This is a genomic window from Streptomyces sp. JLSY215 (assembly GCF_059682825.1).
The window spans coordinates 3,795,438-3,811,443 of record NZ_CM185022.1; the positions used below are offsets into that span (position 1 = coordinate 3,795,438).

Annotated in this window: 15 protein-coding genes; 8 read left to right on the plus strand and 7 right to left on the minus strand. The window is 72.1% G+C overall.

Going from position 1 to position 16,006, the window contains the following annotated elements:
• Window positions 1–196 precede the first annotated feature (196 nt).
• The 5 genes from AC5677_RS16820 to AC5677_RS16840 all read left to right on the plus strand — a co-directional run bounded on the left by AC5677_RS16820 (window position 197) and on the right by AC5677_RS16840 (window position 5,881).
• Window positions 197–1,426: a substrate-binding domain-containing protein gene (locus AC5677_RS16820; RefSeq protein WP_497195858.1), complete on the plus strand. Its 1,230-nt coding sequence runs from the start codon at window positions 197–199 to the stop codon at window positions 1,424–1,426.
• 123 nt (window positions 1,427–1,549) lie between these two features.
• Entirely contained in the window at window positions 1,550–2,869 is a 1,320-nt protein-coding gene (locus tag AC5677_RS16825) for an ABC transporter substrate-binding protein (protein WP_497195859.1), read from the plus strand.
• Window positions 2,866–3,771 (plus strand): carbohydrate ABC transporter permease, encoded by a 906-nt coding sequence (locus AC5677_RS16830; protein WP_497195860.1) that lies wholly within the window; start codon window positions 2,866–2,868, stop codon window positions 3,769–3,771. Before AC5677_RS16825 ends, AC5677_RS16830 begins: the two co-directional genes overlap by 4 nt.
• Window positions 3,771–4,718, plus strand: coding sequence for a carbohydrate ABC transporter permease (locus AC5677_RS16835; RefSeq protein WP_497195861.1), 948 nt, complete (start codon window positions 3,771–3,773; stop codon window positions 4,716–4,718). Before AC5677_RS16830 ends, AC5677_RS16835 begins: the two co-directional genes overlap by 1 nt.
• Window positions 4,719–4,852: 134 nt before the next feature.
• Entirely contained in the window at window positions 4,853–5,881 is a 1,029-nt protein-coding gene (locus AC5677_RS16840) for a hydroxyacid dehydrogenase (protein WP_497195862.1), read from the plus strand.
• A 69-nt stretch (window positions 5,882–5,950) separates the two neighbouring features.
• Here AC5677_RS16840 and AC5677_RS16845 read toward each other — a convergent pair whose 3' ends face one another.
• The 3 genes from AC5677_RS16845 to groES all read right to left on the minus strand — a co-directional run bounded on the left by AC5677_RS16845 (window position 5,951) and on the right by groES (window position 8,825).
• Entirely contained in the window at window positions 5,951–6,610 is a 660-nt protein-coding gene (locus AC5677_RS16845) for a hypothetical protein (RefSeq protein WP_497195863.1), read from the minus strand.
• Window positions 6,611–6,741: 131 nt separating this feature from the next.
• Window positions 6,742–8,370, minus strand: a complete 1,629-nt coding sequence (gene groL, locus AC5677_RS16850; protein ID WP_497196654.1) for a chaperonin GroEL — start codon at window positions 8,368–8,370, stop codon at window positions 6,742–6,744.
• Between the two features lie 146 nt (window positions 8,371–8,516).
• Window positions 8,517–8,825 (minus strand): co-chaperone GroES, encoded by a 309-nt coding sequence (gene groES, locus AC5677_RS16855; RefSeq protein ID WP_248865594.1) that lies wholly within the window; start codon window positions 8,823–8,825, stop codon window positions 8,517–8,519.
• 500 nt (window positions 8,826–9,325) lie between these two features.
• Between groES and AC5677_RS16860 the strand changes: the two genes are divergently transcribed.
• Window positions 9,326–10,702, plus strand: a complete 1,377-nt coding sequence (locus tag AC5677_RS16860) for an FtsW/RodA/SpoVE family cell cycle protein (protein WP_497196655.1) — start codon at window positions 9,326–9,328, stop codon at window positions 10,700–10,702.
• Window positions 10,703–10,750: 48 nt separating this feature from the next.
• Here AC5677_RS16860 and AC5677_RS16865 read toward each other — a convergent pair whose 3' ends face one another.
• Window positions 10,751–11,632, minus strand: coding sequence for a polysaccharide deacetylase family protein (locus AC5677_RS16865; protein ID WP_497195864.1), 882 nt, complete (start codon window positions 11,630–11,632; stop codon window positions 10,751–10,753).
• 82 nt (window positions 11,633–11,714) lie between these two features.
• Here AC5677_RS16865 and AC5677_RS16870 point away from each other — a divergent pair, with 82 nt between their 5' ends.
• The gene (locus tag AC5677_RS16870) at window positions 11,715–12,908 is read left to right on the plus strand and encodes a THUMP-like domain-containing protein (RefSeq protein WP_497195865.1); all 1,194 of its coding nucleotides are present in this window, start codon (window positions 11,715–11,717) and stop codon (window positions 12,906–12,908) included.
• 28 nt (window positions 12,909–12,936) lie between these two features.
• Complete coding sequence (locus AC5677_RS16875) at window positions 12,937–13,542, plus strand: Uma2 family endonuclease (protein WP_497195866.1); 606 nt, start codon at window positions 12,937–12,939, stop codon at window positions 13,540–13,542.
• Window positions 13,543–13,552: 10 nt separating this feature from the next.
• Here AC5677_RS16875 and tsaD read toward each other — a convergent pair whose 3' ends face one another.
• Genes tsaD through tsaB form a run of 3 tightly spaced genes read right to left on the minus strand, consistent with a single transcriptional unit; the run spans window position 13,553 to window position 15,901 of the window.
• Window positions 13,553–14,674 carry a tRNA (adenosine(37)-N6)-threonylcarbamoyltransferase complex transferase subunit TsaD gene (tsaD, locus tag AC5677_RS16880; protein WP_497195867.1) on the minus strand — a complete coding sequence of 374 codons (1,122 nt, stop codon included), beginning with the start codon at window positions 14,672–14,674 and terminating at the stop codon, window positions 13,553–13,555.
• Window positions 14,667–15,245: a ribosomal protein S18-alanine N-acetyltransferase gene (gene rimI / locus AC5677_RS16885; protein ID WP_497195868.1), complete on the minus strand. Its 579-nt coding sequence runs from the start codon at window positions 15,243–15,245 to the stop codon at window positions 14,667–14,669. Before rimI ends, tsaD begins: the two co-directional genes overlap by 8 nt.
• Entirely contained in the window at window positions 15,242–15,901 is a 660-nt protein-coding gene (tsaB, locus tag AC5677_RS16890) for a tRNA (adenosine(37)-N6)-threonylcarbamoyltransferase complex dimerization subunit type 1 TsaB (protein WP_497195869.1), read from the minus strand. Before tsaB ends, rimI begins: the two co-directional genes overlap by 4 nt.
• Window positions 15,902–16,006 lie beyond the last annotated feature (105 nt).

The window sequence follows — 16,006 nt, forward strand, 5'->3', positions numbered from 1 at the left end:
CGTGATCGAGTGAGCGATTGAGCGGGTTGTGTGCGAACGATCGGACGGGGGTGGCTCGTGCGGGGCCGCTCCTCTAGGCTCGGCCGCCATCCGGACCTCCCGGCCGCCGTCCGGGCACCGTCCAGAGGCTCGGGCGTCTTGACCGTGTGGGCCGACCCGGCCGTCCCGGCCGCCATCCGCGAGGGGGAATGCCGCCGTGCGCGAAAGTGCAGCGCAACGCCACGACCGCCTGCTGACGCTCGTACGGGAGGGCGGCACGGCCCGGATCAGCGACCTCGCCGCACGGCTGGGGGTCTCCCCGGTGACCGTACGGCGGGACGTCGAGGCGCTCACCCGCAAGGGGCTGGTCGACCGGGCGCACGGGGCGGTGTCCTGGCCCCGGCCGCGTAACGGGGCGGCGGCCTCCGGTGGCGCGGGCCCCGTGCTCGGGCTGCTCGCGCCGTCGGCCACGTACTACTTCTCCGAGGTCATCCATGGTGCGCACGAGGCGGCGGCGCGGGCCGGGGCGCGGCTGATCCTGCGGATCTCCGACTACCGGCCCGAGGAGGACCGGGCGCGCGCCGAGGGGCTGCTGGCGGCCGGGGCCGAGGGGCTGCTGATCGCGCCGGGCTGGCGCGGGCGCGCGGACCCGTCCGAGCACGGCGGGTGGCTCGCCGAACTCCCGGTGCCCGTCGTGCTGTTGGAGCGTGCGGCGGATCCGGGCGGCCCGCTGGCGGGGCTGGACCGGGTGTCGTCCGACCATGCGCACGGGGTGCTGCTGGCGCTGCGGCATCTGGTCGGACAGGGGCATCCGGCGCCGCTGCTGGTGGCGCGGACGGACAGTCCGACGGCGCTGGCGGTGCGCGCCGGTTACGACCGGGGGCTGCGCGCCCTGGGGCTGGAGCGGCCGCATCCGGTGATCGACGCACCGGCCCACCGCGACCCGGAAGGGTTCGAGCGCGGCGTCCAGGCGCTGTGGACGGCGGTGACGTCGGGGCGGGCGTCGGCCGCGCTGGTGCACAACGACGTGGATGCGATCCGGCTGGTGCAGCGGCTGGCCGAGCTGGGGATACGGGTCCCCGGGGAGCTGGCGCTGATTGCGTACGACGACGAGGTGGCGGCGCTGGCGGACACCCCGCTGACGGCGGTGGCCCCGCCGAAGCGCGAAGTGGGGCGGCTGGCGGCGGAGTTGCTGCTGGAGCGGCTGGGGCGGGGGCCGGCCGGGACGGCGGGCCGGGCGCAGGGCGGCGGCGGGGCGGCGGACGCGCCGCGGCGGCATCTGACGCTGCTGCCCCGGCTGCATGTACGGGCCTCCTGCGGGGCGCTCGCGGAGGCCGCGGACGCCACGGACACCACCTCCACCCCGCATGCCACCACCGCCCCGGACGCCACCACCGCCACCGCCGCCACCGTCGTCGCGCAGGACCGCACCCGCGACCACTCCTAGTTTGTTCGTTTTTCGATCGTTCGGTCATTCGCTCTTGACTTCGCTCAGGGCGGGCTCAAGGATCGCCGCCATCGCTTCGCGCTTCCCTTCTGCCTGTCAGGCCATCCACTCAGGAGCCTTGCCATGAGCATCAGTTGGAGCAGAAACACCGTCCCGACCGCCGCCACCGTCCTCGCCCTCGCCCTGCTCGCGGCCTGCGGCGGCGGGGGCGGGGACCACGCCGACGGCGACGGCGGGCCGGTGACGATCACGTACTGGGGCTGGACCAAGGGCACTCAGCAGACCGTGGACGCGTACAACGCGAGCCACCGGGACATCAAGGTCCGGTACGAGGAGATCCCCTCGGGCAACGCCGGCGGCTACGCGAAGATCTCCAACGCGGTCAAGGCCGGCAACGCCCCCGACGTCGTCAGCATCGAATACCCGTCGCTGCCGGAGTTCGTCAGCCAGGGGGCGCTGCAGGACATCGGCCGGTACGTCACCGACGACCTGAAGAAGCGGCTGCTGCCGCAGGCCGTGGAGCTGACCACGCTCGGCGGCAGGACCTGGGCGGTGCCCTTCGACGCCGCGCCGCAGACGTACTACTACCGCAAGGACTTCTTCGCCGAGCATCACCTCAAGGTGCCCAGGACCTGGGAGGAGTTCCGGGCCACGGCCGCCGCCGCCAAGAAGGCCGACCCCCGGGCACGGATCGGCACGTTCTTCGCGGACGACCCGACGACGTTCGAGGCGATGGCCTGGCAGGCGGGCGGACGGTGGTTCGCCACCCGCGGCGACGCCTGGAAGGTGAACACCGACGACCCCGGCACCAAGAAGGTCACCGCCTACTGGCAGGGCCTGCTCGACGACGGGCTGGTCAACAGCGCCACCTCCTTCAGCCCCGCCTGGACCAGCGCCCTCAAGAACGGCGACACGGTCGGCTACCTCGGCGCCTCCTGGGGCGCGGGCGTACTGAAGGGACTCGTCCCCGAGCAGAGCGGCAAATGGGCGGCCGCTCCGATGCCCACCTGGGACGGCAGGCCGGCCAGCGGCATGCTCGGCGGCTCCACCTCGGCGGTCACCAAGGACAGCGAACACGCCGCGGCGGCGGTGAAGTTCGCGACCTGGATGTCCACCTCGCCCCAGGCCGTCCGGGCGCGGCTCTCCTCCGGCGAGTCCAGCGCCTATCCGGCCGCCGCGGCGCTCCGCCCCGTCGCCAGGAAAGCCTTCGACACCGGCTTCTACGGCGGTCAGGACGTCTACCGGCTCTTCGACGACGCCGCCGCCTCGATCGGGCAGCACTGGGTCTGGGGCCCGACCGGCGGCGCCACCAACGCCACCCTCAAGGACGCGTTCGGCAAGGCCGCCGACGGCAACGGCACCCTCGCCGACGCCGTACGGGCCGCCCGGGACGCGACCGTGCGGGAGCTGCACAGGCGCGGTCTGAAGGTCGCCGGCCGGTGAGCGCCAAGGCCCGCGCCGTCTCCGTCCTGCTGACGCCGTTCTTCGCGCTGTTCACCGTCGCGATGGTGCTGCCCATCGGCTACGCGCTCTGGCTCAGCCTCTTCACCGAGCGGCAGTCCGGGCTCGGCTTCGGCGGTACGCAGACGGTCTTCACCGGCCTGGGTAACTACCTCTCCGCGCTGGGCGACCACGCCTTCCGTGCCGGCTTCCTCGTCCTGGCCGGCTACTGCGCGTGCTACATCCCGCTGCTGCTGGCGGGCGGCCTGGCGCTGGCGCTGCTGCTGGACTCGGCGCTGGCGCGGGCCCGGCGCTTCTTCCAGCTCGCGCTCTTCCTGCCGCACGCCGTGCCCGGCATCATCGCCGCGCTCGTCTGGGTTTACCTCTACACCCCGCAACTCAGCCCGGTGGTGGGAGCGTTGCGCTCCGGCGGCCTGGATTTCGCCTTCCTCTCCCCCTCCGGCGCGCTGCCCGGCGTCGTCAATATCGCGCTGTGGGAGTGGCTCGGCTACAACATGGTGATCTTCTACGCCGCCCTCCAGGCCATCGACCGGTCGGTGATCGAGGCCGCGACCGTGGACGGCGCGGGCGCCTGGCGCATCGCGACCGGCATCAAGATCCCGCTGATCCGGTCCTCGGTCGTCATGGTCGCGCTCTTCACCATGATCGGCTCGCTCCAGCTCTTCACCGAACCGCTGATCGTCAACCAGGCCTCCGCGTCCGCGCTGAACTCCTCCTGGACCCCGAACATGTACGCCTACGCCGCGGCCTTCACCCGCAACGACTACGGGCTGGCGGCCGCCGCCTCCGTGCTCCTCGCGCTCGCCGCGGCGGCGCTGTCCTTCGCCGTCACCCGCTTCGCGCGCCGCGCACCCGGCACCCGGCAGAAGGGCAGGACCGCGTAATGGCCCCCACCCCGACGGCCCGTACCGCGGCGGCCGCCCCTGCCCCCACGGACCGTGCACCGGCCCGCCGGATCCCCCGCGGCATCGTCCGCGCCGCCGCCCGGCCGCCCCGCGGCCGCTGGCTCTCCCGGGCGGCCGTCAACGGCGCCCTCGTCCTCGCCGCCCTCTACATGCTCTTCCCCCTCGTCTGGCTGCTCACCGCCGCCACCAAGGACGCCGGCGGCCTGCTGGCCGGCGACGCGCTCTCCTTCGACGGCTTCGACCTCGGCGGCAACCTCTCCCGCCTGGCGTCCTTCAACGACGGCATCTACTTCCGCTGGTACGCCAACAGCCTGCTCTACGCGGGCGGCGGCGCCGCGCTCTCCGCCCTGGTGTCCGTGGCCGCCGGATACGCCTTCCACACCTACGCGTTCCCCGGCAAGGAGCGGCTGTTCGGCCTCGTCCTGCTCGGCGTGCTCGTCCCCACGACGGCGCTCGCGCTGCCGCTGTATCTGCTCGCCGCGCAGACCGGCCTGGTCAACACCTACTGGGCGGTGCTGATCCCCGTCCTCGCGCACCCCTTCGGGGTCTATCTGGCCCGGGTCTTCAGCGCCGGCTACATACCGGGCGAGGCGATCGAGGCGGCCCGTATGGACGGCGCGAGCGAGCTGCGGATCTTCTGGTCCATCGGCCTGCGCATGGTCATGCCGGGCCTGGTGACCGTCTTCCTCTTCCAGTTCACCGCCATCTGGAACAACTTCTTCCTCCCCCTGGTCATGCTTTCCGACCAGCGACTCTTCCCGCTGAGCCTCGGCCTGTACGCATGGAACAGCAACACCCGTGCCGAGCCTTCCTACTACCCGCTCGTCGTCACCGGCTCGCTCCTCGCCGTCGTCCCCCTGATCGTCGCCTTCGTCGCCCTCCAGCGGCACTGGAAGGCCGGTCTCACCGCCGGCACCGTCCGATAGCCGGGGATGACCGACGACAACGCACGACACCGGGCGACGCACGGACCACGCACGGGCACCACACGGGCGACCGCGAAGGAGGACCGTTCCCCACTATGCACCCCACCGCTGACAATCCCCCCGGACCTGCGGAAATGCCGTCCAGCCCACCCCAACGGCCCGAACTGCTGCTGTCCATGGGCCCCGGCATCGCCGACCGGCTGCTCACCGCCCGCCACCACACCCGCCTCGCGTCCCTCGCCCGCACCGATCCCGGGCTCGTCGCACACGACCTGGCCGACCCCACGCCGCAGGTCGCCGCCGCCCTCGCCCGCGCCGAGGTGCTCCTCACCTGCTGGGGCGCCCCGCCGCTCACCGACCGGGTCCTGGCGGCCGCCCCCCGCCTGCGCGCCGTCGTCCACGCCGCCGGCTCCGTCAAACACCACATCACCGAGGCCTGCTGGCAGCGCGGCCTCGCCGTCACCTCGGCCGCCGCCGCCAACGCGCTGCCGGTCGCCGAATACACCCTCGCCGCGATCCTGTTCGCGGGGAAGCGCGTCCTGCATTCCGCCCACCGCTACCGCACGCTGCGCGCCCCGCACGACTGGCTGCACGAACTCGGCGGCGCCGGCAACCACGGCCGCACCGTCGGCATCATCGGCGCCTCCCGCATCGGCCGTCGCGTGATCGCGCTGCTGCACCCCTTCGACCTGCGGGTCCTCCTCCACGACCCGTACCTCGACCCCGCCGAGGCCGCCGACCTGGGCGCCACCCCCGTCCCCCTCGACACGCTCTGCGCCGCCGCCGACGTCGTCACCGTCCACGCCCCCCAGCTGCCCGCCACCCACCACATGCTCGGCGCCCGCGAACTGGCCCTGATGCCCGACGGCGCCACCCTGATCAACACCGCCCGCGGCTCCCTCGTCGACGAAGCGGCCCTCCTCCCCGAGCTGCTGACCGGCCGCCTGAACGCCGTCCTCGACGTCACCGAGCCCGAACTCCCGCCCCCCGACTCGCCGTTGTACGACCTCCCCAACGTCCTGCTGACCCCGCACATCGCCGGCTCCCTGGGCGGCGAACTCCACCGCCTGGCCGACCTGGCCCTGGACGAACTGGAGCGCTACACCCGGGGACTGCCCTTCAGCGATCCCGTACGGCCGGAGGGGCTGGACCGCTCGGCCTGACCCGTCCGCCGCCGTCGGCGGGAAGACACCCGGTCGCCGCGAGGGTTGCCGCGGCCCCGCCGGACCGGCTCAGCGGGTCCGGCCGCCGGTGCGTTCCCGATGGCCCTTGATATCGGGCAGGCCCCGGTAGCCCCGCTCGCGCTCGGACTCACCGAGCCACAGCTGAGGCACGTACGGCCGGACGGCAGCCACCACCGGGCGATAGGTCGCTTTGCTGAGGGCGAGGCGGTAGCGCAGGCGGGGGAGCGTGGGGCTCAGCGGCTCCTCGTCGCGGACCAGGGGCCACAGCACCGGGTCGTCGCGGTCGATGGGCCGGTTGGGGCACAGTTCGAGGGAGTACTCCTTGGTGCGGTAGCGCCGCCCACCAGCATGGCACCAGTAGAGGCCGACGCCGGCGAGCGTGTGCCAAGGGATGACGTTCCGGGCCGGCCCGTTGACGTACCAGAGGCCGGTGTGGTCGACGGCCACCTCGGCGTGGCGGCCCTTCCAGAGGGCGAGGAAGAGGAGAGTGGCGAGGCCGCCGCAGATCAGCAACCAGACGATTCCTCCGGCCAGTTCATCCGCAACGAGGCCGTGTCCGCGGTGGTCTTTCACGAGGGCGGCGAGGGGGCCGAGCAGGCCGATCACGAGGGCGAGGGCGCAGACGCGGCTGCCCCTCAGGAGATTTCGGCGGCCGGTGTGGATGACCGTGGCGTCGGGCGCCGGAGAGCGGCTGATCGGCATGGACATGAAGGGAAGCGTATCCAAGGAGGCCCGGCGGCGCCCCCGAAAGCCGCACGGCATCATGGCCCCAACGCCGAGGCCCGGCCCCCGCATGAGCGGGGACCGGGCCTCGAAGCCGTACCGGACTACTGCACAGGTCAGTGCGAGTGGCCGTGGCCGTGACCGTGACCGGCCTCGGCCTCCTCCTCCGCCGGCTTCTCGACGACCAGGGTCTCGGTCGTCAGCAGCAGCGAAGCGATGGAGGCGGCGTTCTCCAGGGCGGAGCGGGTGACCTTGACCGGGTCGATGACGCCGGCCTTGACCAGGTCGCCGTACTCGCCGGTGGCGGCGTTGAAGCCCTGGCCCTTGTCCTGCTCGGCGACCTTGGCGGTGATCACGTAGCCCTCGAGGCCCGCGTTCTCGGCGATCCAGCGCAGCGGCTCGACGGCGGCGCGACGGACGACGGCGACACCGGTGGCCTCGTCGCCCTCCTTGCCGAGGTTGCCCTCGAGCACCTTGACGGCGTGGACCAGCGCAGAGCCACCACCGGAGACGATGCCCTCCTCGACCGCGGCGCGGGTCGCGGAGATGGCGTCCTCCAGACGGTGCTTCTTCTCCTTGAGCTCGACCTCGGTGGCCGCACCCACGCGGATGACGCAGACGCCACCGGCGAGCTTGGCGAGGCGCTCCTGGAGCTTCTCGCGGTCCCAGTCCGAGTCGGTGGTCTCGATCTCGGCCTTGATCTGGGCGACGCGGCCCTCGACGTCGGCGCTGTTGCCGCCGCCGTCGACGATGGTGGTGTCGTCCTTGGTCACGGTCACGCGGCGGGCGGTGCCCAGCACGTCCAGACCGGCCTGGTCGAGCTTGAGGCCGACCTCCTCGGCGATGACGGTGGCACCGGTGAGGGTGGCCATGTCGCCGAGCATCGCCTTGCGGCGGTCACCGAAGCCGGGGGCCTTGACGGCCACGGCGTTGAAGGTGCCACGGATCTTGTTGACGACGAGGGTGGAGAGCGCCTCGCCCTCGACATCCTCGGCGATGATCAGCAGCGGCTTGGAGGCACCGGCCTGGATGACCTTCTCCAGCAGCGGCAGCAGGTCCTGGATCGAGGCGATCTTGCCCTGGTGGATGAGGATGTACGGGTCGTCGAGGACGGCCTCCATCCGCTCCTGGTCGGTGACCATGTACGGCGAGAGGTAGCCCTTGTCGAAGGCCATGCCCTCGGTGAAGTCCAGCTCCAGACCGAAGGTGTTGGACTCCTCGACGGTGATCACACCGTCCTTGCCGACCTTGTCCATCGCCTCGGCGATCAGCTCGCCGACCTGCTTGTCCTGCGCGGACAGGCCGGCCACGGCGGCGATGTCGGACTTGTCGTCGATCGGGCGGGCGGTGGCCAGCAGCTCGTCGGAGACGGCCTTGACCGCCGCGTCGATGCCCTTCTTCAGGGCGGCCGGGGAGGCACCCGCGGCGACGTTGCGCAGACCCTCGCGGACCAGCGCCTGGGCCAGCACGGTGGCGGTGGTGGTGCCGTCACCCGCGATGTCGTTGGTCTTGGTCGCCACCTCCTTGACGAGCTGGGCGCCCAGGTTCTCGTACGGGTCCTCGACCTCGACCTCACGCGCGATGGTGACACCGTCGTTGGTGATGGTCGGGGCGCCGAACTTCTTGTCGATGACGACGTTGCGGCCCTTGGGGCCGATCGTCACCTTGACCGTGTCGGCAAGCTTGTTGACGCCGCGCTCAAGGGCGCGACGGGCGTCCTCGTCGAACTTCAGGATCTTCGCCATGAGTTGCTTCAAGTCCTCTCGTTGCGATCTTCGGCCTCGCCGCCGTGACCGCTGTCGCTCATATCGCTCATACGAAACTGCGCCCCTGCCCCGGGTTGTTTAGACGCGGGAACCAGGGGCGCAGATCAAGGCAAAACGTGGGTGACTTACTTCTCGATGATCGCGAGCACGTCGCGAGCCGAGAGGACGAGGTACTCGTCGCCGCTGTACTTCACCTCGGTGCCGCCGTACTTGCTGTAGAGCACGACATCGCCGACCTTGACGTCGAGCGGCAGGCGCTCGCCGTTCTCGAAACGGCCGGGACCCACGGCCAGGACAGCGCCCTCCTGGGGCTTCTCCTTGGCAGTGTCCGGAATGACCAGGCCCGAAGCCGTGGTCTGCTCGGCGTCGAGCGGCTGGACCACAATGCGGTCCTCGAGCGGCTTGATGGCAACCTTGGAGCTGGTGGTCGTCACGATCCGACCTCCCCCTTCGGAGATCTCACGGGGTTAACTGTCTGAGGTGGCGACCAGGTGGATCCGTCGTCGCGGGTGCCGGACCTGCCCGTCGCGCATACTTGGCACTCCCCGGTGGAGAGTGCCAACGCTGACACTATGACGCGGTTAGCACTCGGTCAAGCGGAGTGCCAATCGAGGCGCGGCCTGTCGCCCGTGCGGGTTCGGCGGCGGCCACCGGGCAGCTGAATTCGGACACACCTCCCGCATCGGCCGCAACCACACTCACCGCTTCCTCGTCTCCCTTCCCGACCACCGAACCGACCACCGAACCGACTCCCGAACCAACGACCGAACCGACGACCGACCCCGACGACCGGGCTTCCGGCGTACGACCCTCCCCCAAGGTCTTGAAGACCAGGGGGGACACCCCAAGGCGGAGGACCCGCGTGCACGGACCGACCAGCGCTCCCCGCGCGGCCCGGAGGAGGCAGAGGCAGGAGAGCGACGTCGAACGCACGATGACGTTCGCCGCCCTCGCCCAGGCCCCCGACCGCCGCCGGACCGAGGCGTGGCTGCTGCTCCTCACCGTCGGGATCACCGTCTTCGGCTATGTCTGCACCGAGCTGTCGATGAAGGGCGGGGTCTCCCGCGGCCTGATCGTCTTCAGCGCCGTCTTCACCGCCATCGCACTGGTCCCGCATCTGCTGGTACGCCGCTTCGCACCGCGCGCCGATCCGCTGATCCTGCCGCTGGCGACGCTGCTGACGGGCATCGGCCTGGTGCTGCTGCACCGGCTGGACATCTCCTACAAGGCCAGCCCCCTGCTGCTGCGGATGATGGGCCAGGCCGCGGACGGCCAGCTGCTGTGGACGGCGATCGGGGTGGCGGTCTGCATGGGCGTGCTGCTGACGCTGCGCGATCACCGCACGCTGCAGCGCTATATCTATCTGACGATGGCGGGTGCGCTGGTGCTGCTGATGGCACCGGCCTTCTTCGGCGCCGACCAGTTCGGGGCCAAGCGCTGGATTCTGCTGGGTCCGCTGTCCGTTCAGCCCGGCGAATTCGTCAAGGTCATGATCGCGGTGTTCTTCGCGGGTTACCTGACCGTCAAGCGCGATGCGCTGGCGCTGACCGGACGGCGCTTCCTCGGGGTGCAGCTGCCCGTGGCGCGCCAGCTCGGGCCGATCTTCACGATCTGGGCGATCAGCCTGCTGGTGCTGGTCTTCGAACGCGACCTCGGCACCTCGCTGATCTTCTTCGGCGTCTTTGTGATCATGCTCTACATGGCCACCCAGCGCACCAGTTGGGTGGCGTTCGGCCTACTGATGGCCGTCATCGGCGCGGCGGTCGTCGGCTCCCTGGAGCCGCATGTCCACGGCCGGGTCACCGCCTGGCTGGACCCCATGCGGGCGTACACCAAGCAGGGCGAGGCCGAGGGCATGTCCCGGCAGCTCGCCGAGGCGCTCTTCAGCTTCGGCAGCGGCGGGATCGGCGGTACCGGGCTGGGGCAGGGCCATCCCGAGCTGATCGGCTTCGCCGGCAACAGCGACTTCATCCTGACCACCGTCGGCGAGGAGCTGGGCCTGGCCGGGGTGATGGCCGTGCTCCTGCTGTACGTCCTCCTGGCGCAGCGTGGGCTGCGGGTGGCGTTCAGCTCCCGCGACCCGTTCGGCAAACTGCTCGCCGTCGGGCTCTCCAGCGCGCTGATCCTCCAGGTCTTCGTCGTCGCCGGCGGCGTCACCGGGCTGATCCCCCTCACCGGCAAGGCGCTGCCCTTCCTCGCCAAGGGCGGCTCGTCACTCGTCGCGAACTGGGTGATGGTCGGGCTGCTGCTGCGGATCAGCGACACCGCCCAGCGCCGCCGCGAGCCGGTGGGCCCGCCGCCGCGGCCGTAGGGCGAGCCGTCCCGCACCCGGCACCCGGCACCCGGCCCCGGCACCCGCTCACACATAGTCCTCCAGCAGCCCGACGGCGAAGCCCTGTTCGCGGGCCGTGCGCAGCAGGTTGCGCGCGGCCTCCGGCAACGCCCCGTGCCGGTCCCGGCGGAGGTCGGTGCGGGCCAGGACGATATCGCCGGGGTGCAGCCGGTGGTCCCGCTCGCGGTAGGCGATCCGGCCGGGGAAGACCTCCTCGTTCCAGAGCGGTACGGCCCGGACGCCGCAGGCGGCCGCCATCCGCAGCGTCTCCAGCGTGTACGCGCCCTGCGGCGGCCTGAAGAGCACCGGCCACCGGCCGCTCCGGCGCTTGCGCAGATCCTGCTGCTCGCAGATCGCGTCGCGCTGCGCCGCCGCGGGAAGCCGTGGCAGCACGCGCTGGTGCGCCATGGGGAACGCGCTGAAGGGGACGTCGAGTTCGCGCATCATCCGGATGAAGTCGGCGTCCGTCGCATCGGCGTCGTCGACCGTCAGGAACACGACCTTGGCGCGGGTCGGCACCCGGGCGATCACGGCGGGCAGACCCGTGCCGCGGCCCCTGGAGAGGCGCGGCTCGGTCGTCAGGAACGGCTTGAAGGCCGGCGGCCGCGGCGGGCTGAGCGGCAGCCCGGCCAGTCCGTACCGCTTGGCCGCCACCGCCTGGCGCGCCTGCGCCCGGTGCACCATCCGCGCCTGGGAGAGCAGCGCGCCGGCATCCGGCGCGACGACGGTCGGCCCGGCCGCCGGAGCGTTGTCGAGCAGGTCCTCACCGCGCACCACACCGCAGCCGGCCGCCAGCAGCCCGAGTACGGAGAGGGCCGCCAGGCCCCGAGCCCTGGCGGCGGCACCCGTGGCCACGCCCTCGCCCTCATCCCGTACCCGGACAGTTCGGAAAAGTCCGACAATCTTCATAACCGGGAGTCTGGCAGCGCCCCGCCCCCTCGCCACGGCGACACAACCCACCACGCCGAAGCGGTCAGCCGACTGGCCCACAATGGGGCAGGTGACCGACCTCGACACGTTCTGCGCACTGCTCACCCCCGAGGGACAGGAGCTGCTGGCCGCACTGCGGGACCACGATCCGGCCGACGACCTGGCCGTCGCCACCCGGCTGCGCCGCACCCACCCCGCGCCGCTGGTGTCCGCCGCCCTCGGGCAGGCCCGGCTGCGGCAGCGCGCGGCAGCGAAGTTCGGGGCGGACGCCCAGCGGATGTACTTCACCCCGAACGGCGTCGAGCAGTCCACCCGCGCCACCGTCGCCACCCACCGCGCCGCCCGGCTCGCCGCGCTGGGCGTCCGTACGCTGGCCGACCTCTGCTCCGGTATCGGCGGCGACGCCATCGCCCTGGCCCGCGCCGGAATCCGCGTCCTGGCCGTCGACCGCGACCCGCTGGCCTGCGCCGCCGCGCGCGCGAACGCCGAGGCGCTGGGGCTGGCCGGTCTGATCGAGGTGCGCTGCGCGGATGTGGCGGAGGTGGACACGGCCGGGTTCGACGCGGTGTTCGTGGACCCGGCGCGGCGGACGAAGGCGCGGGGCGGCAGGATCTTCGACCCGGAGGCGTACTCGCCCCCGCTGTCCTGGGCCGTCGAGGCGGCCCGCAAGGCCCCCCGCGCGGCGCTGAAGATCGCACCCGGCGTACCGCACGAGGCGCTGCCGGAGGACGCCGAGACGGAGTGGATCTCCGACGGCGGCGAGGTGAAGGAGGCGGTGGTGTGGTTCGGCACCACCGCGGCCCCCGGCGGCCGCCGCGCGACCCTCCTCCCCGGCGGCGCCACCCTGCTCGGCGCGGGCCTGCCCGACCCCGAGCCGGGCCCCGTCGGCCGCTGGCTGTACGAGCCGGACGGCGCCGTCATCCGGGCGCACCTGGTGGCCGATGTCGCCCGGCAGATCGGCGGCCGGCTCATCGACCCGACCATCGCGTACCTCACCGCCGACGAGCTGACCCCGACCCCGTACGCCACCGCCTACGAGATCACCGACGTCCTGCCCTTCAACGTCAAGAAGCTGCGGGCGCTGCTGCGCGAGCGCGGGATCGGCATCGCGGAGATCAAGAAGCGGGGGTCGGCGGTCTCCCCCGAGGAGCTGCGCAAGAAGCTCCGCCTCGAAGGGGTGAACTCCTGCACGATCATCCTCACGCGGGTGGCGGGAAAGCCGAGCATGCTGCTGGGGAGGCCGGTCAGGGCGTAGCCCCCGTAGGCGACGAAGGAGACCAAGGATGAGCAGCGAACCGCTCGTCGAGCCGGCCGTCGAGTGGGAGGACCCGGCCGATCTGCTGGTCGCTCTGGAGAAGGCGTACGGAATTCCGGTCCGGGCCGAGTACGTCGAAACGCTCCCGATCCTGATGCCACCGCGCGAGGACCGGCACAACGACTGCGCGTCGGAGCTGACGTTTCAGCTCCGCGCCGCAGGCGGCCGGGCGGGAGCGGGCAACGGCTTTCGTATCGGATCACGGGGAGACCGGTCGGGTGCGTTGGTCGTCCCCGACTTCTACGTGCTGAGCCGCAGGCCCACCGACGAGGACGAAGCGCACTACCAGGCCCACGAGGGCTGGTACCCGGCCGATCTGCTCGGCCTCGTCGGCGAGGTGACGTCAACGAACCACCACACGGACTCCGGCGCCAAGTACCGCAGCTACGCAGCAGCCGGAGTGCCGGTCTACGTACTGATCCACCGTCAGGCAGGCAAGGCGTACGCCTTCTCCCGCCCCGAGGAAGGCGAGTACACCACCAAGGTCCGGGTAAGCCTCGGCCACCCCCTGCCCCTCCCCGCCCCCTACCCCGCCCTGGAGACGGCCTTCCTGCTGGAGGGCCCGGAGGACTGAGCCCGGACCCTCAGGCGTACAGGTTCCGCTTGCTCAGCTCATGCACGTGATCGTGGGTGTGGCCGTGACCGTGCTCATGGACATGATCCGGATCCGGCACATGCGGCTCCGTCACCGGCAGCGACGAATCCGCCGAGAGGGCCCAGTTCGAGGCTGGCCGGTTACGCGCCACCATCTCCGCCCCCAGCGCCGCCACCATCGCGCCGTTGTCCGTGCACAGCTTGGGCCGCGGCACCCGCAGGGTGATGCCCGCCTTCTCGCAGCGCTGCTGGGCGAGCGCCCGCAGCCGGGAGTTGGCCGCCACCCCGCCGCCGATCATCAGGTGGTCGACGCCGTTGTCCTTGCAGGCCCGTACGGCCTTACGGGTCAGCACGTCCACCACGGCCTCCTGGAAGGACGCCGAGACATCCGCCACCGGGACGTCCTCACCGGCCGCCCGCTTGGCCTCGATCCAGCGTGCGACCGCCGTCTTCAGGCCGGAGAAGGAGAAGTCGTAGACCGGGTCGCGGGGGCCGGTCAGCCCGCGCGGGAAGCGGATCGCGTCGGGGTTGCCCTCGCGGGCGTAGCGGTCGATGACCGGGCCGCCGGGGAAGCCGAGCTGCAGCACCCGCGCGATCTTGTCGAACGCCTCGCCCGCCGCGTCGTCGATGGTCGAGCCCAGCGGCCGCACATCGGAGGTGATGTCGGGCGCGAGGAGGAGCGAGGAGTGGCCGCCGGACACCAGCAGCGCCATCGTCGGCTCCGGCAGCGCGCCGTGCTCCAGCTGGTCGACGCAGATGTGCGAGGCCAGGTGGTTGACGCCGTAGAGCGGCTTGCCGAGGGCGTAGGCGTACGCCTTCGCGGCCGAGACACCGACCAGCAGCGCGCCCGCGAGACCGGGGCCCGCGGTGACCGCGATGCCGTCGAGGTCGCTCGCCGCGACCCCGGCGTCCTTCAGGGCGCGCTGGATGGTGGGGACCATCGCCTCCAGGTGCGCCCGCGAGGCGACCTCCGGGACGACGCCGCCGAAGCGGGCGTGTTCGTCGACGCTGGAGGCGACCGCGTCGGCCAGCAGCGTATGGCCGCGGACGATGCCCACTCCGGTCTCGTCGCAGGAGGTCTCGATGCCGAGGACGAGCGGTTCGTCAGCCATGGGTCGGGTTTCCTTGGGTTCCAGGTACGGGGGATGCGGGTGCGGGGGATTCCGTGCTCAGGCGCATGACCAGCGCGTCGACATTGCCCGGCTGGTAGTAGCCGCGGCGGAAGCCGATCGGCTCGAAGCCGAAGCGCTCGTACAGGCGCTGCGCGCGGAGGTTGTCGACCCGTACCTCCAGCAGCACCTCGCGGCACTCGAAGGCGGTGGCGGCCGAGAGCAGTTCGGTCAGCAGGCGGGCGCCGAGGCCGGTGCCCCACTGGTCGCGGGCGGTGGCGATGGTCTGGATGTCGCCGGTGGCTCCGATGGCGCACAGGCCGCCGTAGCCGACGAGGCGGCCGTCCAGTTCGGCGACGAGGTAGCGGCGGGTGGCGGCGGCGCCGCGCGCATGGGCCAGCTCGGACCAGAACATCCCCTCCGACCAGGCGTCCTCGGGGAACAGCTCGTGCTCCAGCGCCAGCACCGGCTCGATGTCCCACCAGCGCATCTCGCGCAGCACGACGGCCTCGGAGGCACCGCGGGGCGGCGGCGTCGTCGAGGGGCGGTGGCCGGGCGACGGACGGGCGGTCACTTGGGGGTGACCACCTTGTAGTTGGCCGGGACCTGCGCGTCGGGGCGGCGCAGATACAGCGGCCGGTCGGGCAGGAATTCCTCGCCGGCGGCGAGCTTCTCGGCGGCCAGCGCGGCGAGCGCCGCCGCGGACTGGTGCTCGGGGCCCTCGCGCCGTACGCCGGTGAACACCTCGTCGTACAGCAGCGCGCCCGCGCCGACGGCAGGGACCCCGGCCACCTGGTCGGCGAGGTCCGCGGGACGGTCGACGGCGGGCTCGGTCACGCGGGTCCGGGCGTTGTCGTACCGCGCCCAGTAGACCTCCTTGCGGCGGGCGTCCGTCGCCACGACGAAGGGCTCGTCCAGGCCGCTGGCGTAGGCGATCCCGTCCAGCGAGCACAGGCCGTGCACCGGGACGCCCAGGACGGCCCCGAAGGTCGCCGCGGTGACCAGTCCGACGCGCAGCCCCGTGTACGGGCCCGGTCCGACGCCGACCACGATGTCGCTGACCGCGTCGAGCTTGCGGCCGGCCTCGGCCAGCACCCGGTCGACGGCGGGCAGCAGCAGCTCGCCGTGCCGGCGGGCGTCCACTTGGCGGGACTCGGCGAGGATCCGGGAGCCGTCGTGCAGGGCGACCGTGACGGCGGGGGTGGCGGTGTCAAGAGCTAGCAGCAGCACGCCCTCAAGACTACGGCTCGGCCGATGGTGCCCGTTCCGGTGCTACCGTCGGCCCGGTACATAGGTACATGGTCAACAAGTCTGTACGGATCCGGCGCAGCGGAA